At 61.7% G+C, this 19639-nt stretch carries 23 protein-coding genes and 1 pseudogene; 9 read left to right on the top strand and 15 right to left on the bottom strand.

The window, feature by feature from the left end; translation table 11 throughout:
- Positions 1-73: 73 nt before the first annotated feature.
- Entirely contained in the window at positions 74-970 is an 897-nt protein-coding gene (locus VJS46_RS08775) for a LysR family transcriptional regulator (RefSeq protein ID WP_324059583.1), read from the bottom strand.
- Between the two features lie 96 nt (positions 971-1066).
- Here VJS46_RS08775 and VJS46_RS08770 point away from each other — a divergent pair, with 96 nt between their 5' ends.
- The 3 genes from VJS46_RS08770 (at position 1067) to nagA (ending at position 4483) form a co-directional block, all read left to right on the top strand.
- On the top strand, positions 1067-2212 hold the full coding sequence (locus VJS46_RS08770) for an acyl-CoA dehydrogenase family protein (RefSeq protein WP_324059580.1): 1146 nt from the start codon (positions 1067-1069) through the stop codon (positions 2210-2212).
- Positions 2213-2321: 109 nt separating this feature from the next.
- On the top strand, positions 2322-3350 hold the full coding sequence (locus VJS46_RS08765; RefSeq protein WP_324059578.1) for an SIS domain-containing protein: 1029 nt from the start codon (positions 2322-2324) through the stop codon (positions 3348-3350).
- Positions 3350-4483 carry an N-acetylglucosamine-6-phosphate deacetylase gene (nagA, locus tag VJS46_RS08760; protein WP_414707988.1) on the top strand — a complete coding sequence of 378 codons (1134 nt, stop codon included), beginning with the start codon at positions 3350-3352 and terminating at the stop codon, positions 4481-4483. The genes VJS46_RS08765 and nagA overlap by 1 nt, the downstream gene beginning before the upstream one ends.
- Before the next feature lie 11 nt (positions 4484-4494).
- Here nagA and VJS46_RS08755 read toward each other — a convergent pair whose 3' ends face one another.
- The 5 genes from VJS46_RS08755 to VJS46_RS08735 form a co-directional block, all read right to left on the bottom strand.
- The gene (locus VJS46_RS08755; RefSeq protein WP_324059576.1) at positions 4495-5340 is read right to left on the bottom strand and encodes a class I SAM-dependent methyltransferase; all 846 of its coding nucleotides are present in this window, start codon (positions 5338-5340) and stop codon (positions 4495-4497) included.
- A 132-nt stretch (positions 5341-5472) separates the two neighbouring features.
- A complete protein-coding gene (locus VJS46_RS08750; RefSeq protein ID WP_324059574.1) occupies positions 5473-5988 on the bottom strand; it encodes a MarR family winged helix-turn-helix transcriptional regulator in 516 nt (171 codons plus the stop codon).
- 142 nt (positions 5989-6130) lie between these two features.
- The gene (locus tag VJS46_RS08745) at positions 6131-7714 is read right to left on the bottom strand and encodes an amino acid permease (RefSeq protein WP_324059572.1); all 1584 of its coding nucleotides are present in this window, start codon (positions 7712-7714) and stop codon (positions 6131-6133) included.
- A 328-nt stretch (positions 7715-8042) separates the two neighbouring features.
- The gene (locus VJS46_RS08740) at positions 8043-8420 is read right to left on the bottom strand and encodes a histidine triad nucleotide-binding protein (protein WP_324059570.1); all 378 of its coding nucleotides are present in this window, start codon (positions 8418-8420) and stop codon (positions 8043-8045) included.
- 5 nt (positions 8421-8425) lie between these two features.
- Positions 8426-8746 (bottom strand): phosphoribosyl-ATP diphosphatase, encoded by a 321-nt coding sequence (locus VJS46_RS08735; RefSeq protein ID WP_324059736.1) that lies wholly within the window; start codon positions 8744-8746, stop codon positions 8426-8428.
- 47 nt (positions 8747-8793) lie between these two features.
- On the opposite strand from VJS46_RS08735, the gene VJS46_RS08730 reads away from it, so the two are divergent.
- Positions 8794-9087, top strand: a complete 294-nt coding sequence (locus VJS46_RS08730; protein WP_324059568.1) for a hypothetical protein — start codon at positions 8794-8796, stop codon at positions 9085-9087.
- A 347-nt stretch (positions 9088-9434) separates the two neighbouring features.
- Positions 9435-10190, top strand: coding sequence for a leucyl/phenylalanyl-tRNA--protein transferase (gene aat / locus VJS46_RS08725; RefSeq protein ID WP_324059566.1), 756 nt, complete (start codon positions 9435-9437; stop codon positions 10188-10190).
- A gap of 35 nt (positions 10191-10225) precedes the next feature.
- Here aat and VJS46_RS08720 read toward each other — a convergent pair.
- Positions 10226-10393 (bottom strand): annotated as a pseudogene (locus tag VJS46_RS08720) (DUF2155 domain-containing protein); the annotation flags it as partial.
- On the opposite strand from VJS46_RS08720, the gene VJS46_RS08715 reads away from it, so the two are divergent.
- Complete coding sequence (locus tag VJS46_RS08715; RefSeq protein ID WP_324059743.1) at positions 10343-10651, top strand: hypothetical protein; 309 nt, start codon at positions 10343-10345, stop codon at positions 10649-10651. The pseudogene VJS46_RS08720 and the gene VJS46_RS08715 sit on opposite strands and share 51 nt — an antisense overlap.
- On the opposite strand, the gene VJS46_RS08710 is transcribed toward VJS46_RS08715, so the two are convergent.
- The 6 genes from VJS46_RS08710 to VJS46_RS08685 form a co-directional block, all read right to left on the bottom strand.
- Positions 10621-11004, bottom strand: coding sequence for an NADH:ubiquinone oxidoreductase subunit NDUFA12 (locus VJS46_RS08710; protein ID WP_324059564.1), 384 nt, complete (start codon positions 11002-11004; stop codon positions 10621-10623). The two genes, VJS46_RS08715 and VJS46_RS08710, sit on opposite strands and share 31 nt — an antisense overlap.
- A 40-nt stretch (positions 11005-11044) precedes the next feature.
- Positions 11045-11971 carry a DMT family transporter gene (locus VJS46_RS08705; protein WP_324059562.1) on the bottom strand — a complete coding sequence of 309 codons (927 nt, stop codon included), beginning with the start codon at positions 11969-11971 and terminating at the stop codon, positions 11045-11047.
- Between the two features lie 15 nt (positions 11972-11986).
- On the bottom strand, positions 11987-12619 hold the full coding sequence (gene queE, locus VJS46_RS08700) for a 7-carboxy-7-deazaguanine synthase (protein ID WP_324059560.1): 633 nt from the start codon (positions 12617-12619) through the stop codon (positions 11987-11989).
- Complete coding sequence (gene queC / locus VJS46_RS08695) at positions 12616-13305, bottom strand: 7-cyano-7-deazaguanine synthase QueC (protein WP_324059558.1); 690 nt, start codon at positions 13303-13305, stop codon at positions 12616-12618. The genes queE and queC overlap by 4 nt, the downstream gene beginning before the upstream one ends.
- A 171-nt stretch (positions 13306-13476) precedes the next feature.
- Entirely contained in the window at positions 13477-13800 is a 324-nt protein-coding gene (locus VJS46_RS08690) for a hypothetical protein (protein ID WP_324059556.1), read from the bottom strand.
- Positions 13800-13985, bottom strand: coding sequence for a hypothetical protein (locus VJS46_RS08685; protein ID WP_324059554.1), 186 nt, complete (start codon positions 13983-13985; stop codon positions 13800-13802). Before VJS46_RS08685 ends, VJS46_RS08690 begins: the two co-directional genes overlap by 1 nt.
- A 91-nt stretch (positions 13986-14076) precedes the next feature.
- Here VJS46_RS08685 and VJS46_RS08680 point away from each other — a divergent pair, with 91 nt between their 5' ends.
- Together VJS46_RS08680 and VJS46_RS08675 are read left to right on the top strand one after the other, a co-directional pair.
- Positions 14077-14739, top strand: a complete 663-nt coding sequence (locus tag VJS46_RS08680; RefSeq protein WP_324059552.1) for a S24 family peptidase — start codon at positions 14077-14079, stop codon at positions 14737-14739.
- 106 nt (positions 14740-14845) lie between these two features.
- Complete coding sequence (locus VJS46_RS08675) at positions 14846-15508, top strand: MBL fold metallo-hydrolase (RefSeq protein WP_324059550.1); 663 nt, start codon at positions 14846-14848, stop codon at positions 15506-15508.
- Between the two features lie 187 nt (positions 15509-15695).
- On the opposite strand, the gene VJS46_RS08670 is transcribed toward VJS46_RS08675, so the two are convergent.
- Positions 15696-16223: a regulatory protein RecX gene (locus VJS46_RS08670; protein WP_324059548.1), complete on the bottom strand. Its 528-nt coding sequence runs from the start codon at positions 16221-16223 to the stop codon at positions 15696-15698.
- Between the two features lie 160 nt (positions 16224-16383).
- Here VJS46_RS08670 and VJS46_RS08665 point away from each other — a divergent pair, with 160 nt between their 5' ends.
- Complete coding sequence (locus VJS46_RS08665; RefSeq protein WP_324059735.1) at positions 16384-18120, top strand: fatty acyl-AMP ligase; 1737 nt, start codon at positions 16384-16386, stop codon at positions 18118-18120.
- A gap of 520 nt (positions 18121-18640) precedes the next feature.
- On the opposite strand, the gene dgcA is transcribed toward VJS46_RS08665, so the two are convergent.
- Entirely contained in the window at positions 18641-19624 is a 984-nt protein-coding gene (dgcA, locus tag VJS46_RS08660) for an N-acetyl-D-Glu racemase DgcA (RefSeq protein ID WP_324059547.1), read from the bottom strand.
- Positions 19625-19639: the final 15 nt, after the last annotated feature.

Below are 19639 nucleotides of genomic sequence, written 5' to 3'. Positions count from 1 at the left end.
TGGAGGCAATTCGCGAAGGAATTCATCTTTTCCCGCGCGTATTTTTGGCTATTCACCCTGATTCTAATGAAAATCAGCTTCTGTCCGACGCAAGGGACCAATGACCATCCATGGTCTGTATGAGGAAGCGCAGCGTTGGCCGGGCGAGCAGCGCGTCTGCATTGGCGTGAGGGGCAAAGAGCAGGCCGATCTCGCGGTTGTAGGGAAAATCTGCCAGCCGGGGGCGAACGACGCCCTGCAGATGGAAACTGTCGGGCATTACTGTAACGCCCAGGCCCGCGCGCACCATGCGAAGCGCCTGGTCGTCATTGGTGGTGCGGGCGGGGAAAAAGGGGCGTACGCCACGGGCGGTGAAATAACGGCTTGTCTCGGACAGCAGCTCACAGTGCCGCCGGACGATCATGGGATTGTCGGCAAGGCGGGCACCGTCGATGATTTCCTCCCGGGCAAGCGGATGACTGGCTGGCATGGCCAGCGAATAGCCTTCGGTGAACAGGGGCTCTGCCCGGAACCGGGCGTCGTTCCTGCGCAATATCGTCAGCGCCGCATCGATCCTGCCCCGCATCAGCCGCTCCAGAAGGTCCCGTTCGCGCCCTTCGACAAGCTCCACGCGTTCGTCGAACGCCGCCGATTTCAGCCGCACGGCATATTCCTCGATCCAGCCTCCCGGAATGGTCGTCAGAATACCAAGGCGCAGGGTCGAAACCGGCGAGACACCCTGGATGTCACGTTCTGCGGCCAGAAATTCGGCCTCGATCCGGCGCGCATGATGCGCCAGCGATGCGCCGGCGACGGTCAGTTCCACGCGGCGGTTGGTGCGATGAAACAATTTATAACCAAGCATCGCTTCCAGCTTAGCGATGCCCGCCGATAGGGTCGGCTGCGAAACATTGCATTGGGCGGCAGCCTTGGAGAAATTCCCCTGATCTATCACTGCCAGAAAGTAACGCAGAAGGTAGCGGTCCATCATAGATACCGCCTATAGCATGATCGGCTTTCTTTCAATTTCTCTTGAACAAGGGATTGCAGTATCACGTCTTTCCAATACTGCAGGAAAGGATGCCCCATGGCCGAACTGGATTTTGCGCTGGGCGAAACTGCGGACATGATCCGGGAATCGACACGGCGCTACGCCGCTGACCGCATCGCGCCGCTCGCTGCCCGAATTGATGCGGAGGATTGGTTTCCCAGGGAACTCTGGCCCGAAATGGGATCGCTTGGGCTCCATGGCATCACTGTTGAGGAGGAATGGGGCGGCCTCGGGCTCGGTTATATTGAACATGTAGTGGCGCAGGAGGAAGTCGCCCGCGCCTCTGCCTCCATTGGCCTTAGCTATGGCGCGCATTCCAATCTCTGCATCAATCAGCTCCGCCGCTGGGGAAACGAGGAGCAGAAGAGCAAATATCTGCCAAAGCTCATCTCGGGAGAACATGTCGGCAGCCTCGCCATGTCCGAGGCAGGGGCTGGTTCCGATGTCGTTTCGATGAAGCTGCGGGCCGAGCGCAGGGGTGACCGGTATATATTGAACGGCACCAAATTCTGGATCACCAACGCCTCCTATGCAGATACGTTGATCGTCTATGCAAAGACCGGTGAAGGGTCGCGCGGGATCACCGCCTTCATCATCGAAAAGGAAATGAAGGGATTTTCGATCGGGCAGAAGATCGAGAAGGTCGGCATGCGCGGCTCCCCCACCGCCGAACTCGTCTTTGATGAGTGCGAGGTGCCGGAGGAGAATGTGATGGGGCCGCTGAATGGCGGTGTCGCCGTGCTGATGTCGGGCCTGGATTATGAGCGGACGGTGCTGTCAGGTATTCAGCTTGGCATCATGCAGGCCTGCCTGGACGTGGTTCTGCCCTATGTCCGGGAACGCAAGCAGTTTGGCCAGCCGATCGGCGCCTTTCAGCTCATGCAGGCGAAGATCGCCGACATGTATGTCGCCCTCAATTCCGCAAGAGCCTATGCCTATGCAGTGGCCAGGGCCTGCGATGCGGGCATGACCACGCGCTTTGATGCCGCTGGGGCGATTCTCCTTGCCAGCGAAAACGCCGTGAAGGTGGCGCTGGAAGCGGTCCAGGCGCTTGGCGGTGCAGGCTATACCAGGGACTGGCCCGTCGAACGCTATATGCGGGACGCCAAGCTGCTCGACATCGGCGCGGGCACGAACGAGATTCGGCGCATGCTGATCGGAAGGGAACTGATCGGCGTTTGAGGATGCTTTCGATCGGACCGTTGCTGCGCTAAAGTGATTGCAGGCGCTTCAGCCCGCCCGTCAGGAGGGTTTGTGACAAAGCATTTTTCCCGAGCCGGCCTTGGCAGGAATGACGCCTGAATCCACCTGGATGTTCGCCGAGGCTGGCGAGGCGGCCGCCATGGTTGCGGCTCAGCTAGCCGACAACAGGGACCAAGTCGACAGCCTGGCTGAAAGGCTGCGTTCCAGTCCGCCGCCAGCTGTGCTCACCTGCGCCAGGGGGAGCTCCGATCATGCCGCGACCTTTGCCAAATATCTCGTCGAGACGCGGCTGGGAGTGATTACCGCTTCGCTCGCTCCCTCCGTTGCCTCGGTCTATGGCGCTGCGCCGCGTGCCGCTGGGGCGCTTTGCCTTGCTATTTCGCAGTCGGGCAAGAGCCCGGACCTGCTGGCGACGGTGCGCGCAGCGAAGAAGGCGGGAGCCTATTGTGTTGCGCTGGTCAATGTGCCGGATTCCCCGCTGGCTGAGCTTGCCGACAGCTTCATACCTTTGATGGCGGGGCCGGAGCGCAGCGTTGCTGCGACCAAGAGCTATATAGCCTCGCTCGCCGCCATCATTGATCTGGCCGCTGCCTGGAGCGGTGACGCGATCCTGGCCGATGCGCTCGCCGCCGCGCCCACGCTCCTGCGCCAGGCATGGGCGGCGGATTGGTCCCCCATGATAGAGCGGCTGCGCCACACGCAGGGTCTTTACGTCATCGGACGAGGCATTGGCCTTGGCATTGCTCAGGAAGCGGCGCTCAAGTTCAAGGAAACCTGCGGACTTCATGCTGAGGCATTCAGCGCGGCGGAGGTCCGGCACGGGCCCATGGCGCTGGTGGGTCCCGGTTTTCCGCTGCTCGTCTTTCGCCAGTCCGACGAGACCGGAAGCAGCATTGACGAGCTTGTGTCGGAAACCGTGGCGCGAGGTGGCGAGGTGCTGGTGACGGGACCTGCGCTCCGTGGCGCAATCGCGCTTCCGTCGCTTGAAGCGCATCCCGTCATCGAACCGATGTTGCAGATTCAGTCCTTCTACCGCGCGGTGAACGCGCTATCGGTCGCGCGCGGCTTCGATCCCGACAAGCCGCCAAATCTTGCCAAGGTGACGGAAACCATCTGATGTTCGCGCTCGCCCATGGACGAATTTTGATCGGCGCCAGCTTTGTCGAAGGGCGGGCCGTGCTGGTCGAGGAAGGACATATAGCCGCCATCGTGCCAGAGGCCGATATACCAGCGGGAACATTGGTCCACGACCTTGGCGGGCAGATGCTCGTCCCCGGCTTCATTGACACCCAGCTCAATGGCGGGGGAGGGGTGTTGTTCAACGATAATCCGGCAATTGACGCCATCGCCGCCATTGGCGCCGCGCACCGTGCCTTTGGGACGACCGGCTTCCTGCCAACGCTCATCAGCGATGATCTGGAAGTGATCCGGCGTGCTGTTGCGGCCGTGGACGAAGCCATTCACAAGGGCGTGCCCGGCGTGCTCGGCATCCATATCGAAGGACCATTTCTCAATCCCCTACGCAAGGGGATCCATGATGGAAGTAAAATTCGCCCGCTGGATGATGAGGGCTTTTCCGCTATCACTGGCCTCAAACGGGGGCGCACGCTGCTGACGCTTGCGCCGGAAAGGACGACGCCCATGATGGTCCGCCGTCTCGCCGATGCCGGAATCATCGTTGCGGCTGGGCATAGCGAGGCGAGCTGCGCCGAGGTCAAGCTGGCGCTCGACCATGGTCTTACGGGTTTTACGCACCTCTTCAACGCCATGTCCCCGCTGACGGCGCGCGAGCCGGGGGTCACGGGAGCGGCGCTCGATGACAGCCGTGCCTGGTGCGGCCTGATCGCGGACGGGCGGCATGTCGACCCGGTGGCGATGCGCGTGGCGCTCCGCTGCAAGGGGCCGGAAAAGCTGATGCTGGTAACGGACGCGATGCCGAGCGTCGGCATAGCCTCCAAGCATTTCATGCTGCAGGGCCAGCGCATTGAGGTCATTGACGGCGCCTGCGTCAATCAGGACGGAACCTTGGCTGGCTCCGATCTCGACATGGGCCATGCGGTGCGCAATGCGGCAGCCATGCTTGAGGTCGGCCTCGAAACCGCCATTCAGATGGCGAGCGCCACCCCGGCGGCTTTTCTAGGCCTTTCTCACCGGACGGGCCGGATTGCTGCGGGGCTCGCCGCCGATTTGGCGGCATTGGACGAAAGCGGCCGCGTCATGCAAAGCTGGATAGCCGGGCGGACGGCGTGACCTGTTGCGGACTAGCCTGGATTGAACGCGGTCACGAACCAGGCGGCGCCCTCGATCATTACGGATCCCTCGCGGTAGCGCGGCGCCAGCATCATCTCCAGATCTCCTTTCAGGTCATTGCGTACAGAAGCGTCCAGTTTTGAAACCGAGGCCGCGATCGGCAGGGCCGTCATAAGGAAATCGGCGGCGGCGCTTGGGCATGCACCCTTGCCACCCACCGGCTGCTTCCCTCGCCAGGGCTCGATGCCGATGCCGGTATAGCCCGCCCGTTCCAGCATCCCTCTGGTGACATCGGGATCGGACAGGCGAAAGGGACCCGGATCGTCGGGTTGATGTTCGGGAAGCGTGATGTAGCGGCTGACGACCTGCGCGACATCCGTGAACCAGATATTCTCCTCTACCGGAGCCCAGCAGGAAAAGATGATCGATCCTCCCGGGGCGAGCCAGCTTCGCATATGGGAAAAGGCAGCCGTCGTGTCGCGAAAGAACATCACGCCAAAACGGGCGAACAGCCGGTCGAATCCGGTCATCGGCAATTGGGCGTTTTCAGCGTCCGCGCAGTAGAACTCGACATTCTCAACGCCTTGTTCCCAAGCGCGCTGTTCGGCCCTTTCGATCAGCATATGTGCGATGTCGACGCCCAATACCTTCCCCCCGGGAGCAACGAGCCTCGCAATGTCGAGGCTGGTGAGGCCGCCGCCACAGCCCACATCCACAACCGTTTCGCCCGGTTTGAAGCGCGCCCTTGCGATTAGCGCGTCGCCCACGGGCGCCACCATGGTTTCCAGGCGGTCGATGTGCTCAAGCCAGCGTCTGCCGTCTTCGCCCTTCCAATCGCGATGTTCCGGAGCAGCCATTTCTGCCTTCCCTCCTGTAATAGGGCCGGAGGGCCAACGACTCACCGGCCATTGGGCAAGCATCCAATAGCTGCGCAATATTGCAAGGCCTGGCTTGGGGTGTCCTGCGTCAGCGCCGGGGACAGGCCCCGGTCAGTTGTGCACCGGAATATTTCTCTCCAGCATTTCATTTTCGGCAGGGCTTGCCCATTGGCCGATCTGGCCGTTCACCTTTTCCACCAGTTCAAGCAGCTTGCTGCGATCATTTCTGCGCATGGTCGCGAAAATATGTTCAGCGATCAGCCGGACGTCCGGGATCATTGAACCCAAAACCTCCCACCCGGCATCATTAAGGCTGACCGGGCGGCGGCGGCGATTATCGTCATTATCCTCGCGCGTCAGCCAGCCCCTTTCATCAAGCGCGGCAAGCGCACGGCTGACATTCATGGGAGCGATGGACATGATTTCGGAAATGTCGTGACCGGCGACCGGCCCTTCTCCGCCGACGCACATCAATACACGCAGTTCATTGATCGAAAGGCCATGTTTGATGGCAATGCCTTCCCGCATGGGCCGGCCGATCATGCCCGACAATTTCAGCAGGCCGATGAGCAGCTCGACATCGAACCCCAGTTTTTCGGGCGACAGGATGTCGTCTCGATCAGTCATGATTCTCCCCCGGATTATAGCTTCATTTTCGTAGTGCGGAGGCTTGCTGCCAAAATCAAAAGATGGAAGCTTGCCTATAGGCCAGTTGAAGAAGCCGGATCGTCCTGACTTCTTGGTCCAGCGCTTGTCCTCGGCGGCGCCGTCAGGCCTCTTTGCCGCCCGGCGTTGGCGCGCCGGGAAGGGGTGGGACGGGCTGGGGCGGCACGTCCCGGTCCTCCTCATGCACGTCGACAATGCCTCTTCCAACATGGCTCTTGCGGTAGCCATAGGCATAGTAAAGCGCCAGGCCGATGCCGCCCCACACGGGCAGCACCATCTTCGCCTCGAAGGGCAGGTTCGCGTAAAGGCCAACGCAGCCGATGATCGCCAGCGGCGCGACGATCCAGACGGCAGGCGTACGGAAGGGGCGGGGCCGGTGCGGGTCGGCGCGGCGCAGGATCATCACTGACAGTGCGACCATGAAAAAGGCGAAGAGGGTGCCCGAATTCGACACATCTGCCAGCTGTCCCACCGGCAGGAATGCTGCTGCCACCGCCACGAAAGCGCCGGTGATGGCGGTCACGACATGCGGCGTCTTCCAGCGCGGATGGACTGAGGCCAGCTTTTCCGGCAACAAGCCGTCGCGCGCCATCACGAAGAAGATGCGCGTCTGACCGAACAGCATCATCAGGATGACCGAAGGCAGGGCAAGGAAGGCGGCCAGCCCGATGAGGTTGCCGACCTGCTCCCAGCCCAATTGCCGCAATACATGGGCCAGTGCCTCGCGAGAGCAGACAAGCGGTTCGCGGCCAATGGCGGCAAGGCTCTGGCACTGTTCAGCGAGGGCAGGGGTGCCCGGCGCCAATATCTCGCCGCCAGGACCTGTCACTGGTTGTGCGCCGATCGTGCCGATCGCGCCCGCCGCCACCAATATGTAGAAGACGGTACAAATGCCAAGCGATCCGATAAGGCCGATGGGCACGTTGCGCTGCGGATTTTTCGTTTCCTCGGCCGCCGTCGAAACGGCATCGAAGCCCACATAGGCGAAGAAGATAGAGGCTGCCGCGCCCACCACGCCAAGGCCGCTGCCGCCGGTGCCGGCCCAGCCATTTGGAGCGAAGGGCTCAAAATTAGCGCCATTAATCATGGGGATGGTGATGGCGACGAAAACGCTGAGCGCGACTACCTTTACCGCCACCAGCACCGCGTTGAAGCGGGCGCTTTCCGTCGTTCCGATCATCAGCAGCCAAGTCACGAGGAGCGCAATGATCAGCGCCGGGAGGTTAACCACGCCCCCGGCATAGGGTCCGGTCGCCAGTGCGGCGGGTATTTCGATGCCAAGCGAGCTTTTGAGCAGGCCGACGAAATAGCCGGACCATCCCACCGATACGGCGCTTGCCGCGACGGCATATTCCAGCACCAGGGCCCAGCCTACCATCCAGGCCAGCAACTCACCCATCACTGCATAGGTATAGGTGTAGGCCGAACCCGATACCGGCACCATGGAGGCCAGTTCCGAATAGCAAAGCGCCGCCACTGCGCAGACGAAGCCCGCGATGACAAAGCTCAGCATCATGCCGGGCCCCGCCTTCTGGGCGGCTTCCGCTGTCAGCACGAAAATGCCGGTCCCGATGATGGCGCCTACGCCCAGCAGCGTGAGCTGGACGGGCCCCAGGGTTCGGACAAGTGATTTTTTCTCTGCGGTGGCAAGAATGGCGTCGAGCGGCTTAACGCGGCCAAAGATCATGCATGAGTCTTTCTGCACAGGGCGAACCGCCGGGTCCGCTATCCCCTTTATGGCGCAGAGATTACCGCCAAATTCCGGCCGCGCAAGTATATTACAAGGGTCGGCAATGGGTTGGCTAGTCAGTCTGATCCCTCTCCAGTGGGGGAAAGCAATACGCAGACTTGGGCCGACCTGATCGGTCGCAGTTGGGTGAAGGCTCCAGCGCTACTGATAGGGCACAACCCCTCACTAGCTCTGGCTGGGCTTCAAGTGGCCAAGCCACCATATCCTCTCCCACTGGAGAGGGAAAGCAGCCCTGTCGTTTCCAACTCAATATCTGCCGGTGCGGTTATCTCGCCAGCATCGGTCCAAGCGGACGGCCCGCGAATATATGCACATGGAGATGCGGCACCTCCTGATGGCTGTTGGGGCCGGCATTGGCGAGCAGGCGGTAACCGCTCTCAACCAGCCCGGCTTCCCGTGCGATGCTTCCCACCGCGCGGATGAAGCCCGCGATCTCGGCGTCGCCTGCCTTGGCTGAAAAATCGTCCCAGCTCACATAGGGGGCCTTGGGGACCACCAATATATGCGTGGGCGCCTGCGGATTGATGTCGTGGAATGCGAGCGCGAAATCATCCTCATAAACTTTCTTGCAGGGGATTTCGCCGCGCAGGATCTTCGCGAAGATGTTCTGATTGTCATAGGGCTTGGTCGCATCGACTGGCATCGGCTCTACTCCGTTTTTCTCGCGGCCTTTTCATCAATGCCGGAAACGCCCTCCCGCCGGTCAAGCTCCGCCAGGACATCATCGAAACTGAGGTTGAGGTCGTCCAACAGCACCGCGAGATGGAAAAGGAGATCGGCGGCCTCGCTGGTCACGCCCTTCGCATCACCCTGCATGGCCGCGATGACGGTTTCGACCGCTTCCTCGCCAAGCTTCTGCGCGATTTTGGCGCGTCCCTTGGCCCGCAGCTTGGCGACATAGGAAAGCGCCGGGTCAGCGACCCGGCGCTCCTTGATGGTGTTTTCCAGCCGCTTCAAGGTTCCGCTCATGTCCCGCAGTTGGGACATGCCCCCCGGACCCGTCAACTGGAAAATCTTTGGCCCACCCTCAAACCGGTTATTTCCTTTCGCGCCGGGCTGCGCGTTTGCGGCTGCCGTGGCGGCCGACCAGAAGGCCTACTACGCCCGCCGCAAATAATGCGAAATCCGCAGGCTCAGGTACGGCGGTGCCGCCGCTTGATCCACCCGAAGACCCGCCGCTGCTCGAGCTCGAGGAAGACGAAGACGAGCTGGAGCTAGAAGAAGTCGTGGACGAAGACCCGCCAAAGCTGCTGCTGCCGCCCGATGAAGAACTGGTCGAACTGGAACCGCCATGGCCACATCCTGGATAATGCTTGTGCCCCCACCAGCTTCCGGTCGCATGCGCCGGTGCGGCGGAGAGCAGCAGGGTTATAGGCAATAGCAACAACAACTTATCCAGACGCATGATCATTTCCCCCTTATCGAAATGCATATATCGAGAGGGGTAAGCAGGGCTCATGCCAGTTTTGGAAAGGGCAGCATATCTGTCCTTTATATGGTTAACGTCCGGCAAGCGGCTGTGGTGAATGTAAAAGGCCCCGACGTTAACCAAGGGGAATTGCGGGTAGCGGGGTAGAGCCCGGCCTACCCAAATTACCAACGGGTCGAATCATCCGCCTACTGGCGCGCGGCGAAATCTTTGCTTACCTTTTCTCCAATGACCATTGATCTCAATATCCTGCTGCGGGCCTATGCGATGGGGATATTTCCCATGGCCGACAGCAGGGATGATCCGGAAATCTTCTGGGTGGAACCCAAGAAACGGGCCATCCTGCCGCTGGAGGGACTGCATATTTCCCGTTCGCTGCGCAAGACCATCCGGTCCGACAAGTTCCAGGTGACGGCCGACCGGGATTTTCCCGCAGTGCTGACGGCTTGCGCGCAATCGACTCCGGGCCGGCCGGAAAGCTGGATCAACGGACCGATCGCCGACGCGTGCCTGTCCCTTTTCCAGATGGGCTACGCCCATAGCATCGAATGCTGGACGGGCGGCCGGCTGGTGGGCGGACTCTATGGAATATCCCTGGGGCGCGCCTTTTTCGGGGAAAGCATGTTCAGCCGGGAAACCGACGCCTCGAAAGTGGCTCTGGCATGGCTGGTGGCGCGGCTGAAGGCGGGTGGGTTCGAACTGCTGGATTGCCAGTTCATGACCGATCATCTGCGCTCGCTAGGCGCGGTGGAGATCAGCCAGGCGCGCTATCTGTCGTTGCTGGATTCGGCATTGGCCGGGGCGGGCGCGGCGGCTGTGGGGGGCGCAGGCGGTGCCTCATTGGCTTCTGTCGTGCCTTCCGCCGGAGATTTTTCCGCGCTGGATTCGCTTGCCCCTGCGGCTGATCCGGTCTTGCCAACCTTGGTGGTGCCGGGGCCGGTTTCCGGCCAGGTCATTGTGCAGCTCTTGACCCAGACGTCATAAATTTCGTGCTGGACCACATTGCGTTCCGGGCGTTCCTTGAACAGCCAGCCTGAAAAGACGCGCCGCCATTTCTTATCGTTCCCCTGAACGTCAAGCTGCACGAAAGCACCGGTTTCGGGCACTTCTTCCCAGGGCGCAGTGGTTTCGCAAGCGTGCAGGCGAACAATTGCCTTGCCGACGCGCAGCGCCTCGCCCGGCTTCATGCTGAGATCGCGGGTCAGGCCATTGCGCTTGTTGAGGAGTCCGATGACGGCTTCCCGTTCCGCCATGGGCGTGCCCGGCAGGTCGGCGGCCTGGCTGCGGTTCGCCGTCGGCTCGGCAGCGTTTTCCAGCCTCACCGGACCTTCATTGGTCTGGTTGTCGGTGGGCAGCTTGTCACTGCATCCAGCCAGAAGCAGAGCAGGCAGGACCGCTCCCGCCAGTCCACCCCTCATGATGCGTCGGGGCTCCATGCCTCATAATCGCCCGTGGCGGCGGCACGGCGGCCGCCCGCCTCCAGCGCGCCCTGCGGCCGGTAGGCCTGCGGCGTGCCGGTGAGATTGGGGGCGGATTCCTTTTCCCAGATGCGCGGCGGCGGCAGAAAGCTTTCGGGCACCTCGTCAAATGTGTGGTGCAGCCAGCCATGCCATTCGGGCGGCACCCGGCTGGCGTCGTTGGAGCCATTATAGATGACCCAGCGGCGATCATCCTTGCCGCGATAATAGATATTGCCCAGATGGTCTTCGCCTACTTTCGTGCCATGCCGGGCACTATAGAGCGAGGTGCCGATGGTGGCGCCGTCCCACCAGGTGAAGATCTTGCCGAGGATTCCCATGCGCAGCGCTTAGCCTTTTCCTGCCGGGATTGGCAATGGGCTATCGAAGTCCTGATCCAAGCAGCGCCAGGATCACACCGATCGCCACCAGCGCCAATCCCATTGCCTCGGAGCGGGTCAGCCTTTCGCGCAGATAGAAATGGGCAAAGGCCAGGGTGAAGATCACCTCGACCTGACCAACGATCCGCACCAGCGCGACGGGCGCGGTGGCGAAACCGGTGAACCAGCAGGCAGAGCCGAGGGAAGCGAGCAGCCCCACCTGGCTCGCGACCCGCCAGCTATGGACGATCTTTGCAAACTGGTCCTTCTCCCGCCAGAAAATATAGCCGCCTTGCATCAGCGTCTGCAGGAAAACCGTGGTTGCCAGCACGATGAGCGCGGCTTGGACCTTGTCCGGCGTGGCCACCTGAAGCGTAGCGCCCTTGACCGCCACAGAGGTCATGGCGAACAGGAAACCCGATGCGATGCCGCAGATCGCGGCCTTGTCCCCCAAGGCTTGGACGAGACCAGCGAAACCGACATGCTTGCCGCCCAGGGACAAGATCAGGACGCCCGCAATGCCCACCAAAATGCCGAGCCAGCTCAACGGGCTAAGCACCTCGCCCAACAACAGGAAGGCAAGGATCGCTCCTTGCAGGGCCTCGGTCTTCGAATAGGCGGTTCCGGCGACGAAATTCCGGTAACCAAAAGCCATGATCAGCAAATTGGTGGCCAGTATCTGCGCCAGACCCGCTGCGGCCGCATAGGGCAGGAACATCGCTCCGAGCGATGGAAACGGGTCCCTGGCGATAAAGCCTTCATAAAGGCTGAGCAGCAGCCATGCCACCGGCAAGCCGAACAGATAGCGGACAAGCCCTGCGGCGTTGACCGACAGCGTCGCCCGGACCCGCTGCTGCACCGCCGTGCGCCATGCCTGCACCGATCCGGCGATCAGTGTCGCGGGCAGCCATATGGGAGAGGTGATCATGGACGCGGATGGCCTCTACCGCAGTCCAAGATATTTATGCGTCTGCACCGACAGGCGCCATTTCGGCCGGGCCATGACGAAATCAATCGCGGCCTGATGGTTGGCCGCGGCATTTTCATCGTCGAGCGGCTGGACCAGGAAATGGTCGAAGGTCCAGTTTTCCATCGCCTCGACATTGCTGCCCGGCTGCGGCCAGACGAGCTTCAGTTCATTGCCGGACCGCTGCACAATCTCACTGCCCGCCTTGGGACTGATGCATACCCAGTCCAGATCGGGATGGGCGGGAAGCGTGCCATTGCTTTCCATGGCGATCTCGAACTGCCGGGCGTGAAGTGCCCTGATGAGCGGATCATCGATCTGCAGCATCGGCTCGCCGCCGGTCAGCACGATGAAGGGGCGGCCTTCCGCATCACCCCACAGCTTCAACGCAGCATCGGCCAGCGCCTCGGCGCCGGAAAACTTGCCGCCACCGTCGCCATCCGTCCCGACAAAATCGGTATCGCAAAAGCGGCAGACGGCCTCTGCCCTGTCCTGCTCGCGTCCTGACCAGAGATTGCACCCGGCAAAGCGCAGGAATACGGCACGGCGCCCGGCCTGCATCCCTTCTCCCTGAAGGGTAAGGAACATCTCCTTCACGGCATAGGTCATGGCAGCGTCGCGTACACCGTCGGGTCGGGCAGCCCCGCCTCCTCAAAGCCCTTGTGGCGCAAGCGGCAGCTATCGCACAGGCCGCAATGCCTGCCATCGCTCGTCGGATCATAGCAGGACCAGCTGAGGCCGGCGTCCATTCCCAGACGGCGCGCCTCGGCCGCGATCTGCGCTTTGCTCATATGCTGGAGCGGGGCGTGGATAGTGAAGCTCTCGCCCTCCACTCCGGCGCGGGTTCCCAATTTGGCTGTGATTTCGAAGGACCGGATGAATTCGGGCCGGCAGTCGGGATAACCCGAATAATCGAGCGCATTGACCCCAATGAAGATGTCGCGCACGTCCCTCGCCTCGGCAAGACCCAGGGCAAGCGAGAGGAATATCGTGTTCCGGGCGGGAACATAGGTGATGGGAATGGCGGTGCCTACGCCTTCCTTGGGCACGTCGATTTCACTCGTCAGGGCCGAGCCGCCAAAGGTCCTCAGGTCAAGCGGCAGCACGATGTGCGAGGCGGCATTCAGGACCTTGGCGATCCTTGCCGCCGCTTCGAGTTCAACCCGGTGGCGCTGATTATAGTCGATGGTAAGCGCGTGCAGGACAAAGCCCTGCTCTCGCGCCAATGCACCAGAGACCATTGAGTCCAGCCCTCCCGACAGAAGGACTACCGCGCCTTTGGGTTGTCGAACCATGAAAAGCCGCTACGCCGCTCTGGCCGGAGTTGCAAGTTTGGCGTTGTTTTCATGAGGGCTCCGGTAGAAATGTCCGTCGCCCGTGCGCAGGCAGGGATCCCGCTTTGCGTTCAAATTGAAGAAAGCAGTGGCGCCCTGCCTGCGCCGGGGCGACCGATGCTTCCTTTACCTCTACCAATCCTCCACGGTCAGCAATGCAAGTTCCATTGTCGCTTTCCCGCTTTCCCACGTCCATGCCTCGACCACCGCATCGGCCACGATATGACCAGGCAGCTGGAACTCGGCCTCAGGCAATTTCGCGGCCAGTTGCCCGGCCCGCACATGGGCATCGCCCCCCGATATCTTCAGCACTGCCTTGTGACGTGCGCCGCTGAACGTGGCGCTAGACCAGGAACGGCTCGAAGAAGACAGAATCTCCGCTCCCTCCCCGGCCATGGCCAGCAGCAGGCGCAATAGCCGCGCATGCGGATCTCTCTTTACCGGTGACATCATCATCAGCGTTGCTCCCTCGCATTAATGTTCATGAAATGTTCTATTCTTCTTTTTACGCGTTCCCCCGGTTCCCGGCCATTGCGCAGGTCAAAGACCAGCCGCGGATCCCGCACGGCCGCGCGGCCGAACTGGGTGGGCGCCATGCCGGTCTGGCGCAGAAAGCGTTCGATGGATCGCAGCAGGTGCATGGCAAGGCTCCTTGAGTCGTATAGGGTTTTTCCTATTTCAGATGATATTTCCTACTTGTCTAGGAAAAATCCTGCCGGTATGATGTGCCTCATGGACAATCTCCAGGCCCGCGCCTTTCTGGATCGCCTCGTTCATGAGCGGCGGGAGAATTATGGCGCGCTGTCCAAGCTCATCGGGCGGAATGCCGCCTATATTCAGCAATATATCAAGCGGGGCAGCCCCAGGAAGCTGGATGAGGCCGACCGGCGCACGCTTGCCCGCTATTTCGGTGTCGACGAACATCTCCTCGGCGGGCCGGAGGAAGCACCGGCTGCCCTTGCCGGGCGCGGGGCAAAGGGCATGGTGCTGGTGCCGCAATATGATCTTGGCGCATCAGCCGGGGCGGGATCGCTCGACCAGAGCGAGCGGCCGGCGGGCAGGATGGCCTTTGACGAGAAATGGTTGAGGGAATTGGGCGCCAACCCCGCCGGTCTCTCAATGATAAGGGTGGATGGCGATTCGATGGCGCCGACGCTTTCCCATGGCGATGACATATTGGTCGACCGGGCGGATGGCGCCGTGCGGCTGCGCGACGGCATCTATGTCCTGCGGCTCGATGATACGCTCATGGTGAAGCGGGTGGCGATGGGATTGGTGAGGGGCCGCTTTTCGGTACGCAGCGACAATCCGCATTATCCCGACTGGGAAGATATTGACCCCGCACTGGTGGATGTGATCGGCCGGGTGATCTGGGCGGGCCGGAAGCTGGGATAGTGGCTTGTAAACAATCCGTCGCCCCTGCGGAGGTCCGGCAAATTTGAAGCGTCGCCTATATCGGCGCCAGCTTGCGAATCTCCTAGGCGTCCGCCACATAGGCGGCATGACAACGCCCCCGCTCAAAGCCGCCATCATCCCCGTGACGCCCTTGCAGCAGAACTGCACCCTGCTCTGGTGTACGGCTACCAACAAGGCCGCCTTTGTCGATCCGGGCGGCGACCTCGACCGTCTGAAGGCTGCCGCGAAGCAGCAGGGGGTTGAGATTGAAAAAATCCTCATCACCCATGGCCATATCGACCATTGCGGTGAAGCCGGAACATTGGCCAGGGAACTGGGCGTTCCCATTGAAGGACCGCATGAGGCGGACCGCTTCTGGATCGCCCGGCTTGACGAGGATGGCCGCAACTATGGCGTCAACGGCGCGGTGTTCGAGCCGGACCGCTGGCTGCATGACGGTGAGAAGGTCAGCGTTGGCGATCTGACGCTGGACGTCATCCACTGTCCCGGGCACACGCCGGGACATGTCGTCTTCTACCACCGGCCCTCTCAACTGGCGATTGTCGGGGACGTGCTGTTCCAGGGCTCGATCGGGCGCACGGATTTCCCACTCGGCAATCATCAGGATCTGATCGACGCGATCACGAAAAAGCTTTGGCCACTTGGCGGCGAAACCGCCTTCGTGCCCGGTCACGGCCCCATGAGCAATTTCGCGCATGAGCGGCAAACCAACCCTTTTGTCGCGGATCGGGTGACGGGTTTGGCCTAAGATTCGTTCACCATTCCCGTCGTCCCCGCATAGGCTGAATCTTTGCAAGGGCCGATCTTTGCATAAATCACATCGCCCCCGTCGTCGTCCCCGCGCAGGCGGGGACCCCGCTTTTCTTGCCGGAATGGAGACAAGGCAGCGGAGTCCCTGCCTGCGCAGGGACGACGGAATTATTTCTCCCTTCCCACTATTCCTCCATCTCTTCCCCAGGCTCCGCCTGCACAAAGCGTCTCGCCAGATCAAAGTCATGGCCCGCGCGCAGAAAAGCCGCGATCTGTTTCTGCTGCTTCTCCCGGTCGGCCGCCTCCGCAGCGAAAGGGCCGATCCGCCTTTTGCGGGCGAAGGCTTCGGCCGCACGCCATTGGTCCTTTTCTGCCATCCGCCGGGCGGTATCCCGCTCCGCCTCTTCAATACCCGCCGCGCGCAGGTTCTCCTCGATCCGGCGGGCGCCATAGCCGCGGCGGCCGAGGGAAGCCGTCCGCATGGCCGCAAAGGCGGTGTCGTCCACATAACGCAGCTCGGCAAACCGGGCGATCAGCCCTTCCACGTCGGGCGGACGGTCGCCGTCCCATCCCCGTTCGCGCAATTTACGTTGAAGATAGGCCGCCAGCTTCGCCCGCGTCGTGGCGTACCGTCCGGCATAATGGAGTGCTAGCTGCTCCAGCCGTTCGCCGTTCAGGGCAGGTTTTTTCTTGCTGTTATAATCTCTAACCACGCGCCACGATTATGCCACAGTCGGGCCGGAATTTGAACGCGCCTTCTGGTCTAAAAGCGCACGCTAGCACGGGCTGGACAGTTTCGGCGCAATAGCGCAGGAAGAGCAGCCGCGTTTCGGATAGATAAGGGAGCAACCGGAATTGCAGAATGCCAATGTGATGGTTCGGGACGCCGCACCGTCCGCAACGCCGACGCATGACGGCTTGCCGCGGCGCTTTTCCGACTTTGACACGCTGGGTGAGGCGCTGGATTATGCGGCTCGCGGCCAGCGCGGTTTCAACTTCTATGATCCGCGCGGCAATCTGGCGCGGCCCTATCCCTTCTCCCAGTTGCGTGAGGACGCGCTGCAATGCGCCTACCGCCTGGTCGCAGAGGGTGTCCGCCCGCAGGACCGCATCGCGCTTGTGGCCGAAACCGGCGCTGATTTCGCGGCGATGTTCTTCGGCATTGTCTATGCGGGCGCCTGGCCGGTGCCGCTGCCGCTGCCGACCAGCTTTGGCGGCAAGGAAAGCTATATCGACCAGCTTTCGGTGCAGCTCAAAAGCTGCGATCCGAGGATGCTCGTCTACCCGACGGAGCTTGCCGACATGGCGGGCGATGCGGCGCGGGCCTGTAATGTGGATGGGCGGACCTATGAGGATTTCATGGTCCTGAAGGCGCATCAGACGCCCCTGCCGCAGGCCGGCACCGAAGACATCTGCTATCTGCAATATTCGAGCGGCTCGACCCGCTTCCCGCATGGCGTCGCGGTGACGCACCATGCGCTCCTCAACAATCTTTCCGCCCACAGTCATGGCATGGAGGTCACGGAAACCGACCGCTGCATAAGCTGGCTGCCCTGGTATCATGACATGGGCCTGGTCGGCTGCTTCCTTTCGCCTGTCGCGAACCAGGTCTCGGTCGACTATCTGAAGACAGAGGATTTCGCCCGCCGCCCGCTTGCCTGGCTCGATCTCATCAGCCGCAATCCGGGCACCTCGATCAGCTATTCCCCGACCTTTGGCTATGACATCTGCGCCCGCCGCATGTCGAGCCAGACCAAGGCGTCGGACCGCTTCGATCTGTCCCGCTGGCGGATTGCGGGCAATGGCGCAGACATGATCCGCCCGGACGTCATGCAGGGCTTTGTCGACGCGTTTGCCGATGCGGGCTTTTCGGCCTCTGCTTTCCTGCCGAGCTATGGTCTTGCAGAGGCGACGCTCGCCGTCACCATCATGCCGCCGGGCGAGGGCATCGTTGTCGAGCTGGTCGAGGAAACCGACCTTTCCGGCGGCGAAAGCGCGCAGGACCGCCCGCCGCGTTACCGCGCCATCGTCAATTGCGGTAAGCCTGCCAAGGACATGGTGGTCGAAATCCGTGATGAAGACGGTACGATCCTACCCGAAAAGCAGATCGGCAAGGTGTGGACGACGGGTCCCTCGATCATGACCGGCTATTTCCGTGACCCGGAAGCCACGGAGGCCTGTCTGGTCGACGGCTGGCTCGATACCGGCGACATGGGCTATATGTCGGAGGGCTATCTCTACATTGTCGGCCGCGCCAAGGACATGATCATCATCAATGGCAAGAACCATTGGCCGCAGGACATCGAGTGGGCCGTGGAGCAGCTTCCGGGCTTCAAGGCCGGCGACATCGCCGCCTTTTCGATCACCACGCCCGGCGGCGAGGAAACGCCCGCCGTGCTGGTCCATTGTCGCACTTCGGACAATGCCGAACGCACCCGCCTGCGCGACCAGATCAAGGAAAAGGTGCGGTCGATCACCGGCATGAACTGCGTGGTGGAACTCGTCCCCCCGCGCACCTTGCCCCGCACCAGCTCAGGCAAATTGAGCCGGTCCAAGGCGCGGAACCTGTATTTGTCGGGCGAGATCCAGCCTTACGACGTGGCGGCTTGAGGCGGGTTAGAGGCCCGGCGGCTTCGGGTGGTTTTCGGACAGGCAGCTTTGCGCCATGATTGCTTGAAATCAGACTGGAGTTCAGTTGAAAGGTTTCGCTGACTGGATGAAGCCCACCGTAGGCGCAGTCTGTTTCGGGATGCTGTTGCATGTGTCGCTGCTCATTCCTCCCGCAACGTTCCCTCCGTGGATGATAGGTTTGCTCTTTATCGCCTTGGCATTGGCGACATGGCTGAGCCTGCGTCGCAAAGTCCTACCTTACAGCGCCAACGCATTCGCCGCAGGGATTTTCTGTATGTCGTCGCTTGTTTGGGGATCAACACTCATTTTGTTCCCGCACAGTCCGCTCTGAAGTCAGTTACAGGACGAGCTAGACGGCGACTTTTGGTCGACAGCGGACATAAAAAGTTCTGTCCTCCGGGAGCTATGGCCACTCCGGCTCTTTCCCCTGTAAAGCCCGAAAATGCCGCGGCTGTAGGAAATTCCCGCCGCAACAATTTCCTATTTAACAGGCGAACCCTTACGCGCCCTCTCCCCACAGGCTACCCGGCTGAAGCAAGCCGCTCGCCTGCTTCAATCCGCCCTTCCGGTCCTTCGCCAGCAGCAACGCGCCGTCCAGGTCGACCCATTTCGCCTTCTGCCCCAGCAGAAAGGCCGGGGCGATGCCGAGCGAGGTGCCCAGCATGCAGCCAACCATGATGTCCAGCCCCCGCATCCGCGCCTTTTCCGCCAGCAGCATGGCCTCGGTCAGGCCGCCCGCCTTGTCGAGCTTGATATTGACCGCCTGATAGCCCTCAAGCCGGTCGAGATCCTCATGTGTGTGGCAGCTTTCGTCCGCGCAGAAAGGGATGGGTGAGTTGAGGCCGAGCAGCAGGTCTTCTTCCCCCGCCGACACCGGCTGCTCGATCAGTTCCACGCCGAACGCGGCGAGGGCATGCGCCTCCGCCTCGATGTCCAGCTCATCCCAGCTTTCATTGGCGTCGACGATCAAGCGCGCTCCGGGTGCCCCTTTGCGGACGGCAGCGACCCGCTCGCGGTCGCCTTCGCCGGTCAGCTTGCATTTCAGCAGCTTGTACGTCTTCGCGGCCTCGCGGGCATCGGCCTCCATCTTGGCGGGATCGGCCAGGCTGATGGTGAAGGCCGTGCCAAGCGGCTGCGGCTGCGGCAGGCCCGCGAGCTGCCAGACCGGTTTCCCCGCCTGCTTCGCCTCCAGGTCCCAAAGCGCACAGTCGAGCGCGTTCCGGGCCGCGCCCTCCATCATGCTGTCGAGCAGGTCCTCGCGCGTGATCTTCCGCCGCTGTTTCCCCCGCATCAGGATGGCGTCGGCGCAAAGCTCCGCCGTTTCGCCTTCGTAATAGATGGGGGTGCCTTCGCCCCGGCCGATATGGGTGCCGTCCGTCACTTCGCAGACAACGACATCGACGTCGGTCTTTGCGCCCCGGCTGATGATGAATGCGCCGTCGACTTTCCAGCGCTCGACCTTTGCGGAAACAATTTCAATCATGGGTCGAGAGCCTTA

It is taken from the genome of Rhizorhapis sp. (genome assembly GCF_035276005.1).
Lineage (GTDB): Bacteria > Pseudomonadota > Alphaproteobacteria > Sphingomonadales > Sphingomonadaceae > Rhizorhapis.
Note: the sequence above shows the minus strand (reverse complement) of the source record. Positions and strands in the feature narration are given on the sequence as shown.

What these genes read in the sequence shown, in the direction of transcription:
- VJS46_RS08775 (WP_324059583.1), bottom strand. Translation starts at nt 970, where the DNA reads ATGATGGACCGCTACCTTCTGCGTTACTTTCTGGCAGTGATAGATCAG.
- VJS46_RS08770 (WP_324059580.1), top strand. Translation starts at nt 1,067, where the DNA reads ATGGCCGAACTGGATTTTGCGCTGGGCGAAACTGCGGACATGATCCGG.
- VJS46_RS08765 (WP_324059578.1), top strand. Translation starts at nt 2,322, where the DNA reads ATGACGCCTGAATCCACCTGGATGTTCGCCGAGGCTGGCGAGGCGGCC.
- nagA (WP_414707988.1), top strand. Translation starts at nt 3,350, where the DNA reads ATGTTCGCGCTCGCCCATGGACGAATTTTGATCGGCGCCAGCTTTGTC.
- VJS46_RS08755 (WP_324059576.1), bottom strand. Translation starts at nt 5,340, where the DNA reads ATGGCTGCTCCGGAACATCGCGATTGGAAGGGCGAAGACGGCAGACGC.
- VJS46_RS08750 (WP_324059574.1), bottom strand. Translation starts at nt 5,988, where the DNA reads ATGACTGATCGAGACGACATCCTGTCGCCCGAAAAACTGGGGTTCGAT.
- VJS46_RS08745 (WP_324059572.1), bottom strand. Translation starts at nt 7,714, where the DNA reads ATGATCTTTGGCCGCGTTAAGCCGCTCGACGCCATTCTTGCCACCGCA.
- VJS46_RS08740 (WP_324059570.1), bottom strand. Translation starts at nt 8,420, where the DNA reads ATGCCAGTCGATGCGACCAAGCCCTATGACAATCAGAACATCTTCGCG.
- VJS46_RS08735 (WP_324059736.1), bottom strand. Translation starts at nt 8,746, where the DNA reads ATGAGCGGAACCTTGAAGCGGCTGGAAAACACCATCAAGGAGCGCCGG.
- aat (WP_324059566.1), top strand. Translation starts at nt 9,435, where the DNA reads ATGACCATTGATCTCAATATCCTGCTGCGGGCCTATGCGATGGGGATA.
- VJS46_RS08710 (WP_324059564.1), bottom strand. Translation starts at nt 11,004, where the DNA reads ATGGGAATCCTCGGCAAGATCTTCACCTGGTGGGACGGCGCCACCATC.
- VJS46_RS08705 (WP_324059562.1), bottom strand. Translation starts at nt 11,971, where the DNA reads ATGATCACCTCTCCCATATGGCTGCCCGCGACACTGATCGCCGGATCG.
- queE (WP_324059560.1), bottom strand. Translation starts at nt 12,619, where the DNA reads ATGACCTATGCCGTGAAGGAGATGTTCCTTACCCTTCAGGGAGAAGGG.
- queC (WP_324059558.1), bottom strand. Translation starts at nt 13,305, where the DNA reads ATGGTTCGACAACCCAAAGGCGCGGTAGTCCTTCTGTCGGGAGGGCTG.
- VJS46_RS08690 (WP_324059556.1), bottom strand. Translation starts at nt 13,800, where the DNA reads ATGATGATGTCACCGGTAAAGAGAGATCCGCATGCGCGGCTATTGCGC.
- VJS46_RS08685 (WP_324059554.1), bottom strand. Translation starts at nt 13,985, where the DNA reads ATGCACCTGCTGCGATCCATCGAACGCTTTCTGCGCCAGACCGGCATG.
- VJS46_RS08680 (WP_324059552.1), top strand. Translation starts at nt 14,077, where the DNA reads ATGGACAATCTCCAGGCCCGCGCCTTTCTGGATCGCCTCGTTCATGAG.
- VJS46_RS08675 (WP_324059550.1), top strand. Translation starts at nt 14,846, where the DNA reads ATGACAACGCCCCCGCTCAAAGCCGCCATCATCCCCGTGACGCCCTTG.
- VJS46_RS08665 (WP_324059735.1), top strand. Translation starts at nt 16,384, where the DNA reads ATGGTTCGGGACGCCGCACCGTCCGCAACGCCGACGCATGACGGCTTG.
- dgcA (WP_324059547.1), bottom strand. Translation starts at nt 19,624, where the DNA reads ATGATTGAAATTGTTTCCGCAAAGGTCGAGCGCTGGAAAGTCGACGGC.